Source organism: Paenibacillus sp. MY03 (genome assembly GCF_002165585.1).
In the GTDB taxonomy this organism is placed as follows: domain Bacteria; phylum Bacillota; class Bacilli; order Paenibacillales; family Paenibacillaceae; genus Pristimantibacillus; species Pristimantibacillus agaridevorans.
The window spans coordinates 111,680-127,987 of record NZ_MXQD01000033.1; the positions used below are offsets into that span (position 1 = coordinate 111,680).

Below are 16,308 nucleotides of genomic sequence, written 5' to 3' on the forward strand. Positions count from 1 at the left end.
ACAATGGCTAAACCAAAAAAAGTCGTTCGCACAAAACGTCGCGATCGGAAAAACATTGACACTGGCGTGGCTCACATTCGTTCGACGTTCAACAACACGATCGTTACGATCACAGACCCGCATGGTAATGCAATCTCTTGGGCAAGCTCCGGCAACCTTGGTTTCAAAGGTTCCCGTAAAAGCACGCCGTTCGCAGCTCAGATGGCTGCCGAATCCGCAGCGAAAGCGGCTATGGAGCATGGCATGAGAACTGTCGAAGTTATGGTTAAAGGACCTGGCGCTGGCCGCGAGGCGGCGATTCGTTCGCTGCAGGCTGCTGGATTGGAAGTTAACCTCATTAAGGATGTAACCCCAGTTCCGCATAACGGATGCCGTCCACCGAAACGTCGTCGCGTATAGTTAGATCCACTGTGGTATCAAATGACTGCAACTTGTGAATAATGGTTGTGAAGGTTTGGCATACTACGAGATTTGACATAAATAACGACAAGGTAACGGAGCGACGTTTGAAGGAGGGTACTATTTGTGATTGAGATCGAAAAGCCGAAAATCGAAACCGTAGAGCTGAATAACGAGGGCACTTACGGACGTTTCGTGGTCGAGCCGCTGGAACGCGGATACGGCACGACGCTTGGAAATTCGCTTCGCCGAATTTTATTGTCGTCTTTGCCTGGCGCGGCGGTGACGTCGGTTCAAATCGACGGCGTGCTGCATGAGTTTTCTACGGTTCCCGGAGTGATTGAAGACGTAACGGAAATCATTCTGAACCTGAAAGGCCTCTCGCTGAAGATACACTCCGACGAGGAAAAAGTGTTGGAGATCGACGCGGAAGGCGAAGGGAACGTAACAGCGGGCGACATTCGAGCTGATAGCGATGTCGAAATTTTAAGCCCTGATCTTCACATTGCGACCTTGGCCTCCGGAGCGCGGCTCCATATGCGGATTTTTGCTAATCGGGGACGCGGTTACGTGCAAGCGGACCGGAACAAGAGCGACGATCAACCGATTGGCGTCATCCCTGTCGATTCGATATACACGCCCATTACTCGGGTTAATTACAGCGTAGAAAACACACGCGTCGGCCAAGTCACCAACTATGACAAGCTGACGCTTGAAGTTTGGACGGACGGCAGTATTCGCCCTGAAGAGGCCGTTAGCCTCGGCGCTAAGATTTTGACCGAGCACTTGGACTTGTTCGTTGGATTAACGGATGAAGCCAAAGATGCCGAAATCATGGTTGAGAAGGAAGAGGACAAAAAAGAGAAAGTTCTGGAGATGACTATTGAGGAACTGGATCTGTCCGTACGTTCATATAACTGCTTGAAGCGTGCCGGCATCAACACCGTTCAAGAGCTGATCACGAAATCCGAAGAGGATATGATGAAGGTTCGTAACCTGGGCCGCAAATCCTTGGAAGAAGTTCAAGAGAAGCTTGAAGAGCTGGGTCTTGGCCTGCGCATGGAAGAGTAGTCTTGTAATCAGACAGCAATGTTAAACGCAAAGCAAGGGAGGGGAAAACAAAATGGCATATCAAAAATTGGGCCGTGACGCAAGCGCGCGGAAAGCATTGTTCCGCGATCTCGTAACGGATTTGTTCCTGTATGAGCGCATCCAAACGACTGAAGCCAAAGCGAAAGAGGTTCGTTCTATCGCTGAGAAGCTGATCACGAAAGCGAAAAAAGGTGATCTGCACGCTCGTCGTCAAGTTGCTGCATTCGTACGTCGCGAGACTGTTGACGGCGAACAAGACGCAATCCAAAAGCTGTTCTCCGAACTGGCAACTCGTTATTCGGAGCGCGCAGGCGGATACACGCGTATCCTGAAGCTTGGACCGCGTCGCGGTGACTCCGCGCCTATGGTTTACCTTGAGCTGGTTGACCGCGCGTAGTTTATAAATGGTAATGGAACTTTGATTAAAAGGAAGGGTGGCCCTCGAGGCCATCTTTTTTTTACCACAATAGAATTTATAAGTTTTCGAGCATTCGAAAACCGAAATTCTATTTGGCGATAAATCCTACCTCTAAACGCGGTCGCTCATCTCTGAAAGACCTCGATAGGGGATTTCTCATTGCAACGGGACTATCGAAGAACGGGGAGGAGAGGCATGCGCAACATCGGCGTGAAAGTTAGTTATGACGGAAGCGGATTTAACGGCTTCCAATCGCAGCCATACGGAAGAACCGTTCAAAACGAAATCGAGAAAGCGATTCGCCACCTTACGGGCGAAGAGATTGTCATAATCGGTTCGGGACGGACGGATGCCGGCGTTCACGCCATGGGCCAGGTTTTCAACTTTCATACGGCTTCGACGATTCCAACGGAGCGCTGGGCGATCGCGCTGAATACGAGGTTGCCGAAGGACATCGTTATTCTGGAGGCGTGGGACGTCCCGCTTGAATTCCATTCTCGTCGTTCCGCCAAACGGAAGACGTACCGTTACTCGATCGACTTAAATAAGTTTCCTGACGTATTTATGAGGCCCTATAGGTTTCATCATCCGACAAAGTTGAATATTGCCGCGATGGAGGAAGGGCTGGCTTACCTGGTAGGCAGACATGACTTTACATCGTATACATCGATTCACTCCACCAAACCTCACCATATTCGTACGATCTATGAAGCTAGCTTCCAATTGGAGGAAGGTGCGCTTCATATGTACATTACGGGTAACGGGTTCTTATACAATATGGTGCGCGTCATTATGGGAACGCTGCTGTGGGTGGGGCAAGGCAAGTTGAAGCCGGCCGATATGGGGCGGATTCTGGAAGGCAAGTCTCGTTCGCTTGCCGGACCTACGGCGATGGCGCACGGATTAACGCTGGTAGACGTAGAGTACGGCGGGTGGAGCGCGCCAGAACCTCTGGATGATCATGAAAGTGATTTTCGAGACGAGGATGAGGAGTAGGGGCTGGTCTTTGACGGAGTCGTAGCGGTCAGATTGGGAGACCTTCGCCGGCATGAAGAAGGGACAGCCTCGAGGGGGAGACTGTCCCTATAGGTTGGATCGGATTATCTCAAAATAATATCGCCGGAGCCGGTGCGTACGGTAAGCTTATGCTCGCCGCTTCCGAAAGCGCCGTTCACTTCCCGTTCTCCGTTCTTGCCCTGCTCGTTGAATCCGTTCATGCGGACGATGGCGTCGCCGGAGCTGGTGCGGAATTGCACGGCAAGCGACTCCGGCTCATGATCAAGCGAGATAAGTATATCGCCGCTTCCTGCCTTCAGATCGACATCGTGGTTGATCGTCGAGGTGTCCAATGTAATGTCGCCGGATCCCGTCAGGCCTTGGAGCGCGCCAGATCCATCCTCTAAGGAAACATCGCCGCTGCCGACATTGAATTTGAGTTTTTCCGCTTGGTAACGTTCCAGTTCCACATCGCCGCTGGCGGTATCAAGTTTTATAGACTGTGCAGTAATATCCTTGAGCTTGATGTCGCCGCTAGTTGCTTTTAATTCAAGCTCAGCGGAAGCTGATATCGATTGAACCTCGATGTCGCCGGAATTCGTTCGGAGCTCGACGGTTTCGAAGTCGGAGGAGCCAAGCTCGATGTCGCCGCTGTTTAGCTTGGCGGTTAACGTGCCCCAGGACTTCTCCGGCAGTTCGACGGTCAGCTTAACATTGGACCAATGGAATCCGAACCTGAAGCCACGATCCGATTGCAACGACAGATTCAGCGTATCGCCGTCTTGGTCTGCCTTGAGCAGCAAATCATTGGCAACACGTTTCGTAGCGCGTCCTTCTAAGGTTACTATAACTTCGTCTGAATGGCCTCGGACGATATTTACATCCAGGCTGCTGGAGTCGATGGCGATGTTCGATAATTCGTTAGAAGAGAATGTCCGCTCGTCATGGACCGGTTTGGTAAACCCGGAGAACAGGCTTCCAAACGAGGTATTGCCTTGATTGAAGAACAGGTAGACAAGCGCGATCGCTCCGAGGAGTACGAGCAGCGTACCGAGTGCTTTGTTTGGTTTCATTATAAACGCTCCTTGCATATTGGCTTGGATTCGCCGCATCGATCCGTGACGATTCCGATGTTCTTATTGTAACAATGGAGATACCAAGAAGAAACAGCCTGCTGGCTTACCCGAAGACTGGCCTTAGGTCCAGCATGGGGAGAACGTGAAGCAAAGAGAATTGCAAATACGGCTTGCACTTCCCTATTATTTATAGTAGAATATAACTTGTGCTTTCTTAGTGGCTCTCCCACAGCCCCGACTAAGAATGGCCATCCAAATGCAAGTTCCAACCATGAATAACAAACCAACGGCAACGTTGTTATAAAACGATTAATGTAAGAGAATTAAGGAGGATCATCCATGCGTACCACCTATATGGCTAAGCCGAATGAAGTCGAACGTAAATGGTTCGTCATCGATGCGGAAGGCAAAACGCTCGGACGTCTGGCTAGCGAAGCTGCAAGCCTGATCCGCGGCAAACACAAACCGCAATTTACGCCTCACATCGACACTGGCGATTTCGTTGTTATCATCAACGCTTCGAAAATCGTTCTGACAGGCAACAAAATGGCTGACAAAAACTACTACCGTCACTCCATGTACACAGGTGGCTTGAAAGTCACTCCTGCACACGAGATGTTGAAAAACAAGCCAGAGCGCATGATGGAGCTGGCTGTGCATGGCATGTTGCCTAAGAACCGTCTGGGCAACAAAATGAAACTTAAGCTGAAAGTCTACGCAGGTGCGGAACACCCACATCAAGCCCAAAACCCTGAAGTCTACGAGCTTCGCGGCTAATAAAGAGGAGGACAAGTTTCATGGCTCAAGTGCAATACTATGGAACAGGTCGTCGTAAACACTCTGTTGCACGTGTACGTCTCGTGCCGGGTGAAGGACGAATCATTGTTAATAAACGCGATTTAAACGAATATTTCGGTCTGGAAACGCTGAAGCTGATCGTTAAACAACCGCTTAACCTGACTGACACATTGTCCAAGTACGATGTATTGGTTATTGCTAACGGCGGCGGCATGTCCGGTCAAGCTGGCGCAATCCGTCACGGTATCTCCCGTGCTCTGCTCAAAGCAGACCCTGAGTTCCGTCCGTCCCTTAAGCGCGCAGGCTTCCTGACTCGCGATCCGCGCATGAAAGAACGTAAAAAATACGGTCTTAAAGCGGCTCGTCGCGCTCCACAGTTCTCGAAACGTTAATATGACGAAATACCATCTTTGCTACATGCAAAGATGGTATTTTTTTTGCCCGGACAAGCGCGAAGCTGTCACTTCGAAAACTTTTTCTCATATTGGTGGAAAGAAGGATTGAACATTTGGCTTGAAAGTACTATAATCGATAATACAGACCAATTTACTTGGAATTAAAGACGGAGGTAACGACCAATGAATTTGTTTGAGAAAGAAGCGCTTATTGCGCAGAAGGCTGTAGAACTCGAGAATGCATCGCCGGAAGACATTATCCGATTCGCCGTCGAGACTTTCCCGAATATTACGTTCGCGTGCAGTTTCGGTGCGGAGGACGTCGTGCTGGTTGATATGCTTCAGAAGATTAGCCCGAAGACAGACATCTTCTACTTGGATACGGACTTCCACTTCAAGGAAACGTACGAGACGCGCGACCGAATCGCGGAAGCTTATCCTGGCATTCCATTCGTGGAAGTGAAACCGGAGATTACTCCTGAAGAGCAAGCAGAGCAGTTCGGGGAACAACTGTGGAAGAGCGACGCCAACAAGTGCTGTGACATTCGCAAGGTACAGCCGCTGACGAAGATTCTGTCCAAATACGAAGCGTGGATCACGGGAATCAGACGTGATCAGGCTCCAACACGCGCTAACGCGAAGAAGATCGAATATGACGTGAAGTTCGGACTCGTAAAGTTTAATCCGATCGCACATTGGACGTCTGACGATGTATGGAATTACATCCGCGAGAATAACGTTGTATACAATCCGCTTCACGATAATCATTATCCAAGCATTGGCTGCGAGTATTGCACGCGTCAAGTTATGCCTGGCGAAGACCCGCGCGCAGGACGCTGGTCGGGGCAAGAGAAGACGGAGTGCGGTTTGCACAAGTAAGATAATATAGAATCAATATTTTAAATAAGGGTTCAAAATGTTCGCTTTTCAGCACCAAGAAGGTTGTACGAAACCGGGAAATGAGAAGCGGAGCATAGCTGTAAGCTATGTGAGCATCGGAATGACTGGTTGAGTGCAAGATACGACGCCGAATAAGCATCACTGAATAGGCTTCGTGATCAAAAGCGTACATTTTGAACTTCCATTTGAACTTCCATTATAGGAGGCATTATCCCATCATGAGTCAAATTGCTCCCCATGGCGGCGAATTGGTCAATCGAATCGCAGCCGGCGAACAACGCGAAGCGCTTCTGGCAGAAGCCGCAAATCTTAATACCATCATCATTAACACATGGACGATCTCTGACCTGGATTTGATCGGAGTAGGCGCATTTTCCCCGCTTACAGGTTTCCTGGGTGAAGCCGATTACCATGCCGTTGTCAGCCAAATGCGCCTGTCGAACGGAACGGTATGGAGTATTCCGATTACGCTGTCTGTAAGTGAAGCGAAGGCTGCCGAGTTAAAGACTGGCGAACGCGCCGCGCTCGTTGGCGAAGATGGCATCACTTATGGCATTATCGATGTAGAGAGCGTTTATATGGTCGATCAGAACATAGAAGCGGTCAAGATCTTCAAAACGGACGACCTCGCTCATCCAGGCGTTCAGAAGCTGTTTGAGCGCTCGAATATTTACGTAGGCGGCTCCATTACGGTATTGAACCGTCCGCAACCGGAAAAGTTCCAAGAGTTCTATTACGATCCGTCGGAGACACGCCGTTTGTTCGCGGAAAAGGGGTGGAAGACGGTTGTCGGCTTCCAGACGCGCAACCCGGTTCACCGCGCTCATGAATACATCCAGAAGACGGCTATGGAGATCGTAGATGCGCTTTTCCTGAATCCGCTTGTCGGCGAGACCAAGTCGGATGACGTGCCTGCCAACGTACGAATGAAGAGCTATCTGGCGCTTCTGGAGAACTACTATCCGCAGGACCGTGTGTTCCTGGGCGTATTCCCGGCAGCGATGCGTTATGCGGGACCACGCGAGGCGATCTTTCATGCGATCGTCCGCAAGAACTATGGCTGCACGCACTTTATCGTCGGCCGCGATCATGCCGGTGTAGGCGACTACTATGGCACTTACGAGGCGCAAGAGCTGCTGAAGACGATTCCTGCCGAAGATCTCGGCATTACGCCGTTGTACTTCGAGCACAGCTTCTTCTGCAAGGCTTGCGGCAATATGGCTACAACGAAAACTTGCCCGCACGACAAGGAGCAGCATCTGACGTTGTCCGGCACGAAGGTGCGCGCGTTGCTTCGCGATGGCGTCTGCCCGCCGACAGAGTTCTCCCGTCCTGAAGTGGCGAAGATTCTGATCGAAGGCATGTCGGAACAGCCTGTAGGTTAAAGGAAAACGTTCGTATATTACCGCCTGTCAGTTGCATGTATAACGCATTCTTCAAGTAATATCGCACATGGCAACGTCCGCTTTCTTCGGAAGGCGGGCGTTTTGTCGTTCGTACCAATGATTGAATCAAAAAAATACACGCATAGGGTCAAAATTTGACCCGTCGCAGGGATACCCGCTCTTCTATGATGGATAGGTAAGTTTCGGAATATTCATCATTTGGAGGGAGGATTACCTTGAGAACTGCAACGAGAAAGCTTTCTATGCTGCTGGTGCTCTGTATGCTGACAGGTCTGTTCGGAGCGATACCGGGCTCCGCTACCGAGGATGACGAGAATCTGTTCTCCAACGGCGGATTTGAGCTTGTAACCGCAACTGGAGCGGCGACCTGGAACGGAGGGCAACGTCCGGAAGATTGGACTTTATGGCGGGCCAGCGGTAATGCCGACATATCGGTTACCGATCAGGTCCGTTATTCGGGGCAATACGCCGCGCAGATCGTGCACGGCGCGTCAAGTCGTACGGCGTTGACGACAAACGCTCGTGTCGAGAGCGACCAGCGTTACCGATTGAGCGCATGGATCAAGACGGAGGAAGTCACGTCCGCTCTAGGTGCATTCATCCGTACGCAATATTACAAAACGTTAAACGGCGTTGACGGAAGCACGACTCACGAGAAGGTAAGCGATGGTCCGTCGACGGAACGGATGCGAGGTACGAATGACTGGACAAAGCTCGAAGTATTGGTAACCGTGCCTGCAGATGCCAGATACCTCGTCGTAGAACCGTTTTTCGAAACCGGTCTGGGGAAAGTCTGGTTCGACGAACTGCGGCTGGAAGCATGGGATGGACCGACGGGCTTGAAGCTGCAGCCTGAAGCGACGGCTTTAAATGTCGGAGACACCCAGCTCTTGACGCCGATATTTACGCCAGAAGGAGACTCTGTACCGCTGCAATGGCAATCGTCCAATGAAAACGTAGCGGCTGTTCTGAATGGATCCGTTACGGCAATCGCGAATGGAAGCGCTGTTATTACGGCAACCGGAGCTGACGGATTGCTGCGCGCCCAAGCCGCAATAACGGTCGAGTCTACGGAAACGGTCGCCGCATACAGCGAGCTTACGCAAAGATGGTTGGACAAGCTGACGGGCGTAACGCTTCTTCCGCCGGATGATTCCGATGCCGCTGCATTCCTGACTGCGCTGGCAGAGAAGGTTTCTAATGAAGACGGAACCGGAAGTTGGGATTTGCTGAATACGGCTCCCGATGCCGAATATTTGTGGAATGGCGGCATCCGCAGCAATAATGCCGATTCCGCGGTTATGAGCCGAGCTTATTCGACGATCAGGGAGATGGCTGTCTCTTATGCAACCCCGGGTTCGCTATATTATAACAATGCGGAGCTGGCGGCAGATATCGTACGGGCGATGGAATGGATGCACACCCATCAGTATAACGAAAACAAAACAATCGTTGGCAATTGGTATGATTGGGAAATTGGCACGCCGCAAGCCCTGATGGATTTGAACGTGCTCATGTACGACGTGCTGACCGCAGAGCAGCGGGAGCGTTATATGAAAGTGATCGACAAATTTGTGCCCGATCCAAAGAAAAGGGTGCAAAATGCCAATGTCATCGAGGTTGGCGCCAATCTGCTCGATAAAGCTCTTGTTGTTGTGCTGCGCGGCATTGTCGGAGAGCGCGGCGACAAGATTGCGCTGGGCGGAGGCGTTCTGCCGGATGAATTCGAATATGCGACTAGCGGCGACGGCATCTATGCGGACGGCTCGTTGATCCAGCATTACAATGTCGCGTATTCCGGCGCTTATGGCAGCGTGTTGGTCGGACGGGTAACCGATCTGCTGTATTTGCTTGACGATTCGCCTTGGCCTATTGATGATCCCCGTCTTTCCCGCGTATACAATTGGCTGGAAGACAGCTTCGAGACGTTAATTTACGACGGGGCCATTATGGACAATGTCAAAGGCAGAAGCATTGCGCGTCAGCAGGATTCGGATCATCTGGCGGGACGGGGAGTTATCCGGACGTTTGCCCGTCTGGCCCAGTTTGCGCCGGAGCCTTATGCGAGCCAGATGAAAAGCGCGATCAAGGAATGGGTGACGAAGGATACCAGCTTCGACAATTATTACGAGGGAGTGGGGCTGTACGACGTTGCCGCTCTGAAAGCGATCGTGAACGATCCGGGCGTAGCGCCTCGCGGCGAATTGATTAAACATCAACAATTCTCCGCGATGGATCGTATCATGCATCTGCGTCCGGGCTTCGGCTTCTCGGTCAGCATGTTCTCCGATCGTATCTCCGCCTTTGAATTCGGGAACGGTGAGAACAAGACGGGCTGGTATACCGGGATCGGGATGACCACTCTGTATAACAGCGATATCAAACAATACAGCAACGATTATTGGCCGACCGTGGACATGTTCCGTCTACCTGGGACGACGACGGACGGTTATGCGATTGCCCCCGCCGCATGGGGAGCTTATATGAACGGCAAAGACTGGGTCGGCGGCGCATCGATCGATGAGCTGTACGGAGTCGCGGGGATGGATTTTGCCTTAGGACAAAGCACCGGCAGCAAGCTGCAGGGCAAAAAATCCTGGTTTATGTTCGATGATGAAATCGTGGCGGTCGGCTCGGGCATTACAAACACCGATTCCCGCAAAGTCGAAACGATTGTGGAAAATCGCCAGTTAAATGAACAAGGCAGCAACAAGCTGATTGCGGATGGCGAGGCCATGTCCACGGAAGCAGGCTGGCAAGCGCAATTGTCCGGCATTAGCTGGGCGCATCTGGAAGGCAATACTTCAGGCTCCGATATCGGTTACTACTTTCCGGGGAAAGCGGATATTACGGGCAAACGCGAGGCAAGAACCGGCTCGTGGCGAAATGTGAACGACAGCGGTTCGACGGAGCCGATCACACGCCATTACGCCAGCCTTGCTTTCGATCATGGCACAGCGCCGCGCAACGAGTCTTACTCGTACGTGCTGTTGCCTGGCTTTGAAGCGGAACAAACGGAGAGCTACAGCGGGCATCCGGATATTGAAATTATTAGCGACAGCTCCAATGTGCATGCGGTGCGCGAGAGCGGGCTCGGTCTGACCGCATTCAACTTCTGGACAATGGATACAGCCGACTTCGTTCGCAGTTACCAGCCGGCATCGGTCATCGTGAAGGAGGATGGAGAGAAACTGACCATCGCCGTCTCCGACACGACTCAGAAGCAGGACAAGCTGGTGCTCGATGTAGGCAAGGCCGTGCTGGAACAACTGGAGGCAGACTCCGGCATCCGGGTGACCCAGACGGAGCCGTTCCTGAAGCTTGAGGTGGATACTGCAGGAGCGCTTGGAGGCACGCGGACCGTAAGCTTCCGTTATGACGCTTCGCAAACTCCGGATATCGGGACTGACGAACCGGAGGTTGGCAAGCAGGAAATTGTATATGTGTCGGAAGATACGTATACCAATGCCGGCAGCAAGGCGGCGCAGAACTTTGGATCGGTTGGTTATCTGAATGTCAAGAAGGGCGTAGGAGACTACTTGCGTCAAACTTGGCTGAAGTATGATATTAGCCATCTCGAAGGCCCGATCCAATCAGCCAAACTGATCGTTTACGGGAAAACCAATGATTCTCGTTCCACGGAAACGGAAATTACCGTTCACGGAGCCGCTTCCGATGACTGGAAAGAACAGGAGCTTACCTGGAATACGATGCCGGCTGTCGGGGGCGAGCTCGACCGGACCCTTATTGACGGACCGGATGACTGGCGGGAGCTCGATGTAACCGGCTTCGTGCGCGGGCAACTCGCTGGTGATGGAGTCGTCAGTCTGGTCCTGCAGGGTACGAACGACTATACGGTGGAAATTCGCGGCAAGGAAAATCAAGGCGGGGTGTACAAATCGTATTTGCTAATCACGTTCGCAGCCGCCGAAGGCGATCTGAACGGCGATGGCGAGCTGACGCTTGGCGACCTGTCTATTGCTTCGGCCCATTACGGTTCAAGCAAGAACAGTCCCGGATGGGACGGCATCAAGGCTGCGGACCGGAACGGCAACGGGAAAATCGACGATGCCGATTTGCAATGGTACGGTTCGCGATTGCTGAGTGGAAGTCCATCTGAAAGGGGAGCTGGAAAGAAGTGAAATCGGGCAAACTGCGAACGGGTCTCATTATTACGACGATATTGTCATTGGTGTTTACGCTGCTGCAGCCGACTCCTGCAGCTGCCGCGCAGCAGTCGGAAAAGCTTGGCGAGCTGCGTCTGAAATGGTTCGATTTCCTGACTGGCGGTACAGATATCGATCTGCAGGACGAAGATATTAAACGTGCCGCTCAGGCGAACGCGGCTAAGGTGACCAATGAGTCTGGCACCGGGGCGTGGGATACGATGAACAAACAAGAAGGTCGTTCATCCTTGTGGGCGGACTACAACAGCACAACCAATTCGAGTCATATCACGAATTCCTACAATCGATTAAAGGATATGGCGATTGCGTTTGCGACGCCTGGAACGGAGTTGCATAAGGATACCGGGCTGCGGGATGATATCCTCGCGGGCATCGATTGGATGTATCAGAATCGCTACAACGTAACCAGAGCTTCATACAACAACTGGTGGGATTGGGAGATCGGAGCGCCGCTTGCGCTTGCCGATATCGTCACGCTGATGTACGACGATTTGAGCGAAGAGCAGATTACGGCTTATACGAGCACGATCGACCGTTTTGTGCCTAATCCGGACAAAAGATTGATCGGCGCACCCGGATTGACGGAGACGGGAGCCAATCTGATGGACAAAGCGCTGGCTGTCGTGCTGCGCGGCATTCTGGGGAGCAACGAGGCCAAAATCGCGCAGTCGCGCGACGCGCTCGATTCGGTGTTCCCTTATGTGAGCGGCGGCGATGGCTTTTATAAGGACGGTTCGTTCATTCAGCACAACAATATCGCATACACGGGAAGCTACGGAAGCGTGCTGCTTGGCAATATGGGCAAGCTGCTGACTCTTCTGGCCGATTCCGACTGGCCGGTCGACAGTCCGGGTTTTGAGAATGTGTGGAATTGGGTGACCGACTCGTTCGAGCCGGTCATCTATAACGGGCATATTATGGAGATGGTTAGCGGCAGGGCGGTTTCACGCTATAACAATAATACAAGAGGCGCGGTTTGGACGATTCTGCGGTTGTCTCAGTTCGCGCCGGAAGAAGAAGCACAGCGCTACAAGGAGATGGTAAAGGAATGGCTCCTTGCGGATCAGTCTGTTGCAAATCCGTATGAAGGCGTGCCGATTCGCGACATCGTGGCGCTGAAGAAATTGCTGAACGACGATTCGATTGAACGTCGCGGCGGATTGGCCCGCAACTATGCGCTCACGGCCATGGATCGTATCGTACATTCGCGCGAGGCGTTTACTTTCGGAATCAGCATGTCTTCTACACGCATTGCCAACTACGAAGGCAGCACGAACGGCGAACATACGAAGGGCTGGTATACAGGCGACGGCATGACGTATCTGTACAATCAGGACGCCGGTTATTATCGGGACGGCTTCTGGCCGACGATTGATCCGCTGCGACTCGCGGGTGTCACTTCGGACGGCAAGCAGCGCACCGCAACCAGGACGACAAGCTCTACTTGGGTCGGCGGTTCGTCGCTGGACAAGGCGTACGGCGCGGCAGGCATGGATTTGTCTCCGCCCGGCAGCGATCTGAGAGGCAAGAAGTCGTGGTTTATGTTCGATGATGAAATTGTGGCGCTTGGCGCCGACCTGACGACCGGAACGCCAAGAACGGACGGGAAACAGGTCGAAACGATCGTCGAGAACCGGATGATTGCATCGGCGGACGAGAATGCGCTGACTGTCGACGGTGAGATGATGCCGGCACAGTCCGACTGGTCGGAGAAACTAAGTCAAGTACAGTGGGCACATATTGCGGGTACGTTGCCGGGGGCGGATGTCGGCTACTATTTCCCGGGGGGATCGGATGTTAGCGCGCTGCGCGAGACGCGAAGCGAAGCGTGGAGCTCGATCAATCCTTCGGGGCCGACGACTCCGCTTACGCGCAATTATTTGAGCCTGGCTGTCGAGCACGGCGCGAAAGCGACGGCTGCGGAGTATGCTTATGTACTGCTTCCGGGCAAAAATACCGGGGATACGAACATGTACAGCGAAAATCCGGATATTCGCATCCTGAGCAATACCGCCGCAATGCAGGCGGTGCAGGAGACGAAGCTTGGCGTTACGGGCATCAACTTCTGGCGGGCCGGGGAAACGGAGCAAGTACGCGCCTATCAGCCCGCTTCCGTGATGGTGAAGGAAGAAGGAGACGAATGGACGGTTGTGGTTTCCGACCCGACGCAAGCACAAGCCAAAGTGAGAGTAGAGCTGGCGGCAGTCGCGCTGGAACAGCTTGAGGCCGATTCGACGGTTACGGTCTTGCGCTCTTCGCCGTCCGTGTTGCTGGAGGTGGCGACCGCGGGTACGAAAGGCGCCAGCCATACGGTCAAGCTGAAGGTAGATCCGGACGCCGATACCGACTTGCCTGTCGAGGAAGGAGTTTCCCCGGATCCGGAAGCGGTGATCCGAGTGGATGTGACCGCGGATGCTTATGTCAATGGCGGAGCCAATGCCGCTGTCAATTATGGAAATACAGGTTACTTGAACATTCGTAACGGCACGGGTTTATATGACCGCAGAACGTATCTGAAATACGATCTTTCCACGCTGAGTTCCGAAGTCGAACGCGCTTATCTTTATGTCTACGGCAGAGTGAACGACAGCGCGGGAGGCACTGCGAACATAGGCGCTTATGCCGTGGAGGATGACAGCTGGACGGAAACCGGCCTGAATTATAACAATAGGCCGGCCGAAGGCGCTCGCATGGACGACGTAACCTTCAACGCGACTAATGAGTGGAGAAGCTTCGATGTGACGTCGTTTATGAATCAGGAGCTCCTGTCCAATGAAACGGCGACGGTTATGCTGCGCCAATTCGATGGCGACAAGAGCTCGGAAATACGAAGCCGCGAGAATGAAAGCGGCACTTACCGATCGTATCTGGAGTTGCTGATGAAGGATGAGGTTGCGCCAACAACGACCGTTCGTTTTGAAACGGATGCGGAATCGGCCGGCCTGGATGGTCAACCGGTAACGCTGCTGGTTGACGCCAGAGACAACGAGGGCGGCTGGGGCGTATGGCGCACGCAGTACCGCATCAATGGCGGAGGCTGGATGACGGTGGATGCGGGCCGGATCGTACTGCAAGGCGACGGCAGCTATAGGGTGGAATACCGCTCCACCGACAAGGCGGGCAATGTGGAGCAAACGAAACAGCTTGCCGTTATTACGATCTCTACTCCGACCGCAGAGCTTGTCGGACCGGAGCAAGCGGTCGCCGGCGAATCGATCGAAATCATGTATCGCATGAACACTGGTTTGAATCATTTGTACGCAAGCGAATTTGTAGTGGAGTATGATTCGGAAAAGTTGATCTTCGATTCTGCCGAAGCCGCTCAGCAGCACATCATTGTGGCCGGTCTGGCCAATGAACCGGGCCGTCTCGGCGTAATCGTGGCCGGGCTTGGCCAGCCGCTTGGCGGAAATGAAAATTTGGTCAAGCTTGTGTTCAAAGCAGCATCGGTCGAAGAAACGGCAACGACGCGACTTGAAGTTGTCGAAGCACAAGCAGCGGACCGCACCGGCAAGGAGCTGACGCTGCGTCCGACTTCGATTGCCGTCACCGTCAAGGCGCAGACGGAGGAACCGGGCACGGGGGAACCTGGCACCGGGGAACCTGGAACGGGTGGACCAGGTACAAGTGATCCAGGTACAAGCGAACCAGGAACAGGCGGACCGGGTACGGGTGAACCGGGTTCGGAAGAGCCAGGAACAGACGAACCGGGTACGGATGAGCCGCGCGAATGGTCGGATGTGCAAGGACATTGGTCGGAGAGCGTAATCAAGGAGGCAGCCAAGCTGAATTGGCTGAATGGTTATCCTGACGGTACGTTCCGTCCTGACAAGGCGATGACCAGAGCGGAGTTCGCCGTATTGGTGGTCAGGGCGCTCGGACTGAACAAAGCGAATACACTGGCCTTTGCGGACACGGAGCAATTGCCGGAGTGGGCGCGCGATGCGATTGCCATTGGCGTAACCAATGGATTTATCGCCGGATACGAGGATAACACATTCCGCGCGAACCGTCCGATTACCCGCCTGGAGATGGCGGTCATGATCGCCAGAGTGCTGGAGTTGACACGCAGCAAGCAGACGGAGCATGTGTTTGCCGATGCCGGCGACATACCGGCATGGGGGCGTGACAGCGTTGCCGCCGTATTCGAGAACGGACTGTTCCAAGGTAAAGGAGGCAATCGCTTCGTGCCGAATGCAGGAGCAACCAGAGCCGAGGCGGTAACAGTCCTTCTGCGCGCGTTGAATCGGAAGTAGCAAAAACAATCGCGATTCATACGGTATCGGAAACAGGGAAGCCTTCAATTCCATTTCATAGTGGGATTGGGGCTTTTCCTTTTCTTGAAATATAGGAAAGTATATGATCTCGCCTTACTTTCTCTATATTTCTCGGAACGAAACGCGCCCCGCCACCAAAGGACGGCGACAGCCGTTTCACCTTGAGCGAAAAAGCGGAAACGATGGGGAAAAGGTAAAAATAGTGCACGTATCAACCAAAAATTCCGCCTGCCAACACCCCCTGCGATGCTTATCCTAAAGTTGCCAGAGTTATATCAATAGCCGGTACCCGGCGTCATTGGTATAATTTTTGCATAGAGTGAGAGTTCAAAAAGTTCGGTTTCAGTATAAATGCGGATTTTTT

The 16,308-nt window shown here is 52.8% G+C and carries 11 protein-coding genes; 10 read left to right on the plus strand and 1 reads right to left on the minus strand.

What is annotated here, in order from left to right:
• Positions 1 to 3: 3 nt before the first annotated feature.
• The 4 genes from rpsK to truA all read left to right on the plus strand — a co-directional run bounded on the left by rpsK (position 4) and on the right by truA (position 2,905).
• Positions 4 to 399: a 30S ribosomal protein S11 gene (gene rpsK / locus B1748_RS23210; RefSeq protein WP_028609630.1), complete on the plus strand. Its 396-nt coding sequence runs from the start codon at positions 4 to 6 to the stop codon at positions 397 to 399.
• Between the two features lie 126 nt (positions 400 to 525).
• Positions 526 to 1,470, plus strand: coding sequence for a DNA-directed RNA polymerase subunit alpha (locus B1748_RS23215; RefSeq protein ID WP_087570331.1), 945 nt, complete (start codon positions 526 to 528; stop codon positions 1,468 to 1,470).
• Positions 1,471 to 1,522: 52 nt separating this feature from the next.
• The gene (rplQ, locus tag B1748_RS23220) at positions 1,523 to 1,888 is read left to right on the plus strand and encodes a 50S ribosomal protein L17 (protein WP_087570332.1); all 366 of its coding nucleotides are present in this window, start codon (positions 1,523 to 1,525) and stop codon (positions 1,886 to 1,888) included.
• A 216-nt stretch (positions 1,889 to 2,104) separates the two neighbouring features.
• The gene (gene truA, locus B1748_RS23225; protein WP_087570333.1) at positions 2,105 to 2,905 is read left to right on the plus strand and encodes a tRNA pseudouridine(38-40) synthase TruA; all 801 of its coding nucleotides are present in this window, start codon (positions 2,105 to 2,107) and stop codon (positions 2,903 to 2,905) included.
• A 104-nt stretch (positions 2,906 to 3,009) separates the two neighbouring features.
• Here truA and B1748_RS23230 read toward each other — a convergent pair whose 3' ends face one another.
• Positions 3,010 to 3,978 carry a DUF4097 family beta strand repeat-containing protein gene (locus tag B1748_RS23230; protein ID WP_179215760.1) on the minus strand — a complete coding sequence of 323 codons (969 nt, stop codon included), beginning with the start codon at positions 3,976 to 3,978 and terminating at the stop codon, positions 3,010 to 3,012.
• A 342-nt stretch (positions 3,979 to 4,320) separates the two neighbouring features.
• Between B1748_RS23230 and rplM the strand changes: the two genes are divergently transcribed.
• The 6 genes from rplM (at position 4,321) to B1748_RS23260 (ending at position 15,923) form a co-directional block, all read left to right on the plus strand.
• Positions 4,321 to 4,758: a 50S ribosomal protein L13 gene (rplM, locus tag B1748_RS23235; RefSeq protein WP_087570335.1), complete on the plus strand. Its 438-nt coding sequence runs from the start codon at positions 4,321 to 4,323 to the stop codon at positions 4,756 to 4,758.
• Between the two features lie 20 nt (positions 4,759 to 4,778).
• The gene (rpsI, locus tag B1748_RS23240) at positions 4,779 to 5,171 is read left to right on the plus strand and encodes a 30S ribosomal protein S9 (protein WP_087570336.1); all 393 of its coding nucleotides are present in this window, start codon (positions 4,779 to 4,781) and stop codon (positions 5,169 to 5,171) included.
• Positions 5,172 to 5,357: 186 nt separating this feature from the next.
• Complete coding sequence (locus B1748_RS23245) at positions 5,358 to 6,053, plus strand: phosphoadenylyl-sulfate reductase (RefSeq protein ID WP_087570337.1); 696 nt, start codon at positions 5,358 to 5,360, stop codon at positions 6,051 to 6,053.
• Between the two features lie 239 nt (positions 6,054 to 6,292).
• Complete coding sequence (gene sat, locus B1748_RS23250; RefSeq protein ID WP_087570338.1) at positions 6,293 to 7,459, plus strand: sulfate adenylyltransferase; 1,167 nt, start codon at positions 6,293 to 6,295, stop codon at positions 7,457 to 7,459.
• 236 nt (positions 7,460 to 7,695) lie between these two features.
• Positions 7,696 to 11,622 (plus strand): polysaccharide lyase family 8 super-sandwich domain-containing protein, encoded by a 3,927-nt coding sequence (locus B1748_RS23255; RefSeq protein ID WP_143810363.1) that lies wholly within the window; start codon positions 7,696 to 7,698, stop codon positions 11,620 to 11,622.
• The gene (locus tag B1748_RS23260) at positions 11,619 to 15,923 is read left to right on the plus strand and encodes a polysaccharide lyase family 8 super-sandwich domain-containing protein (RefSeq protein WP_087570340.1); all 4,305 of its coding nucleotides are present in this window, start codon (positions 11,619 to 11,621) and stop codon (positions 15,921 to 15,923) included. Before B1748_RS23255 ends, B1748_RS23260 begins: the two co-directional genes overlap by 4 nt.
• The last annotated feature ends 385 nt before the right edge of the window (positions 15,924 to 16,308 follow it).

What these genes read in the sequence shown, in the direction of transcription:
- sat (WP_087570338.1), top strand. Translation starts at nt 6,293, where the DNA reads ATGAGTCAAATTGCTCCCCATGGCGGCGAATTGGTCAATCGAATCGCA.
- rplM (WP_087570335.1), top strand. Translation starts at nt 4,321, where the DNA reads ATGCGTACCACCTATATGGCTAAGCCGAATGAAGTCGAACGTAAATGG.
- B1748_RS23245 (WP_087570337.1), top strand. Translation starts at nt 5,358, where the DNA reads ATGAATTTGTTTGAGAAAGAAGCGCTTATTGCGCAGAAGGCTGTAGAA.
- rplQ (WP_087570332.1), top strand. Translation starts at nt 1,523, where the DNA reads ATGGCATATCAAAAATTGGGCCGTGACGCAAGCGCGCGGAAAGCATTG.
- B1748_RS23230 (WP_179215760.1), bottom strand. Translation starts at nt 3,978, where the DNA reads ATGAAACCAAACAAAGCACTCGGTACGCTGCTCGTACTCCTCGGAGCG.
- rpsI (WP_087570336.1), top strand. Translation starts at nt 4,779, where the DNA reads ATGGCTCAAGTGCAATACTATGGAACAGGTCGTCGTAAACACTCTGTT.
- truA (WP_087570333.1), top strand. Translation starts at nt 2,105, where the DNA reads ATGCGCAACATCGGCGTGAAAGTTAGTTATGACGGAAGCGGATTTAAC.
- rpsK (WP_028609630.1), top strand. Translation starts at nt 4, where the DNA reads ATGGCTAAACCAAAAAAAGTCGTTCGCACAAAACGTCGCGATCGGAAA.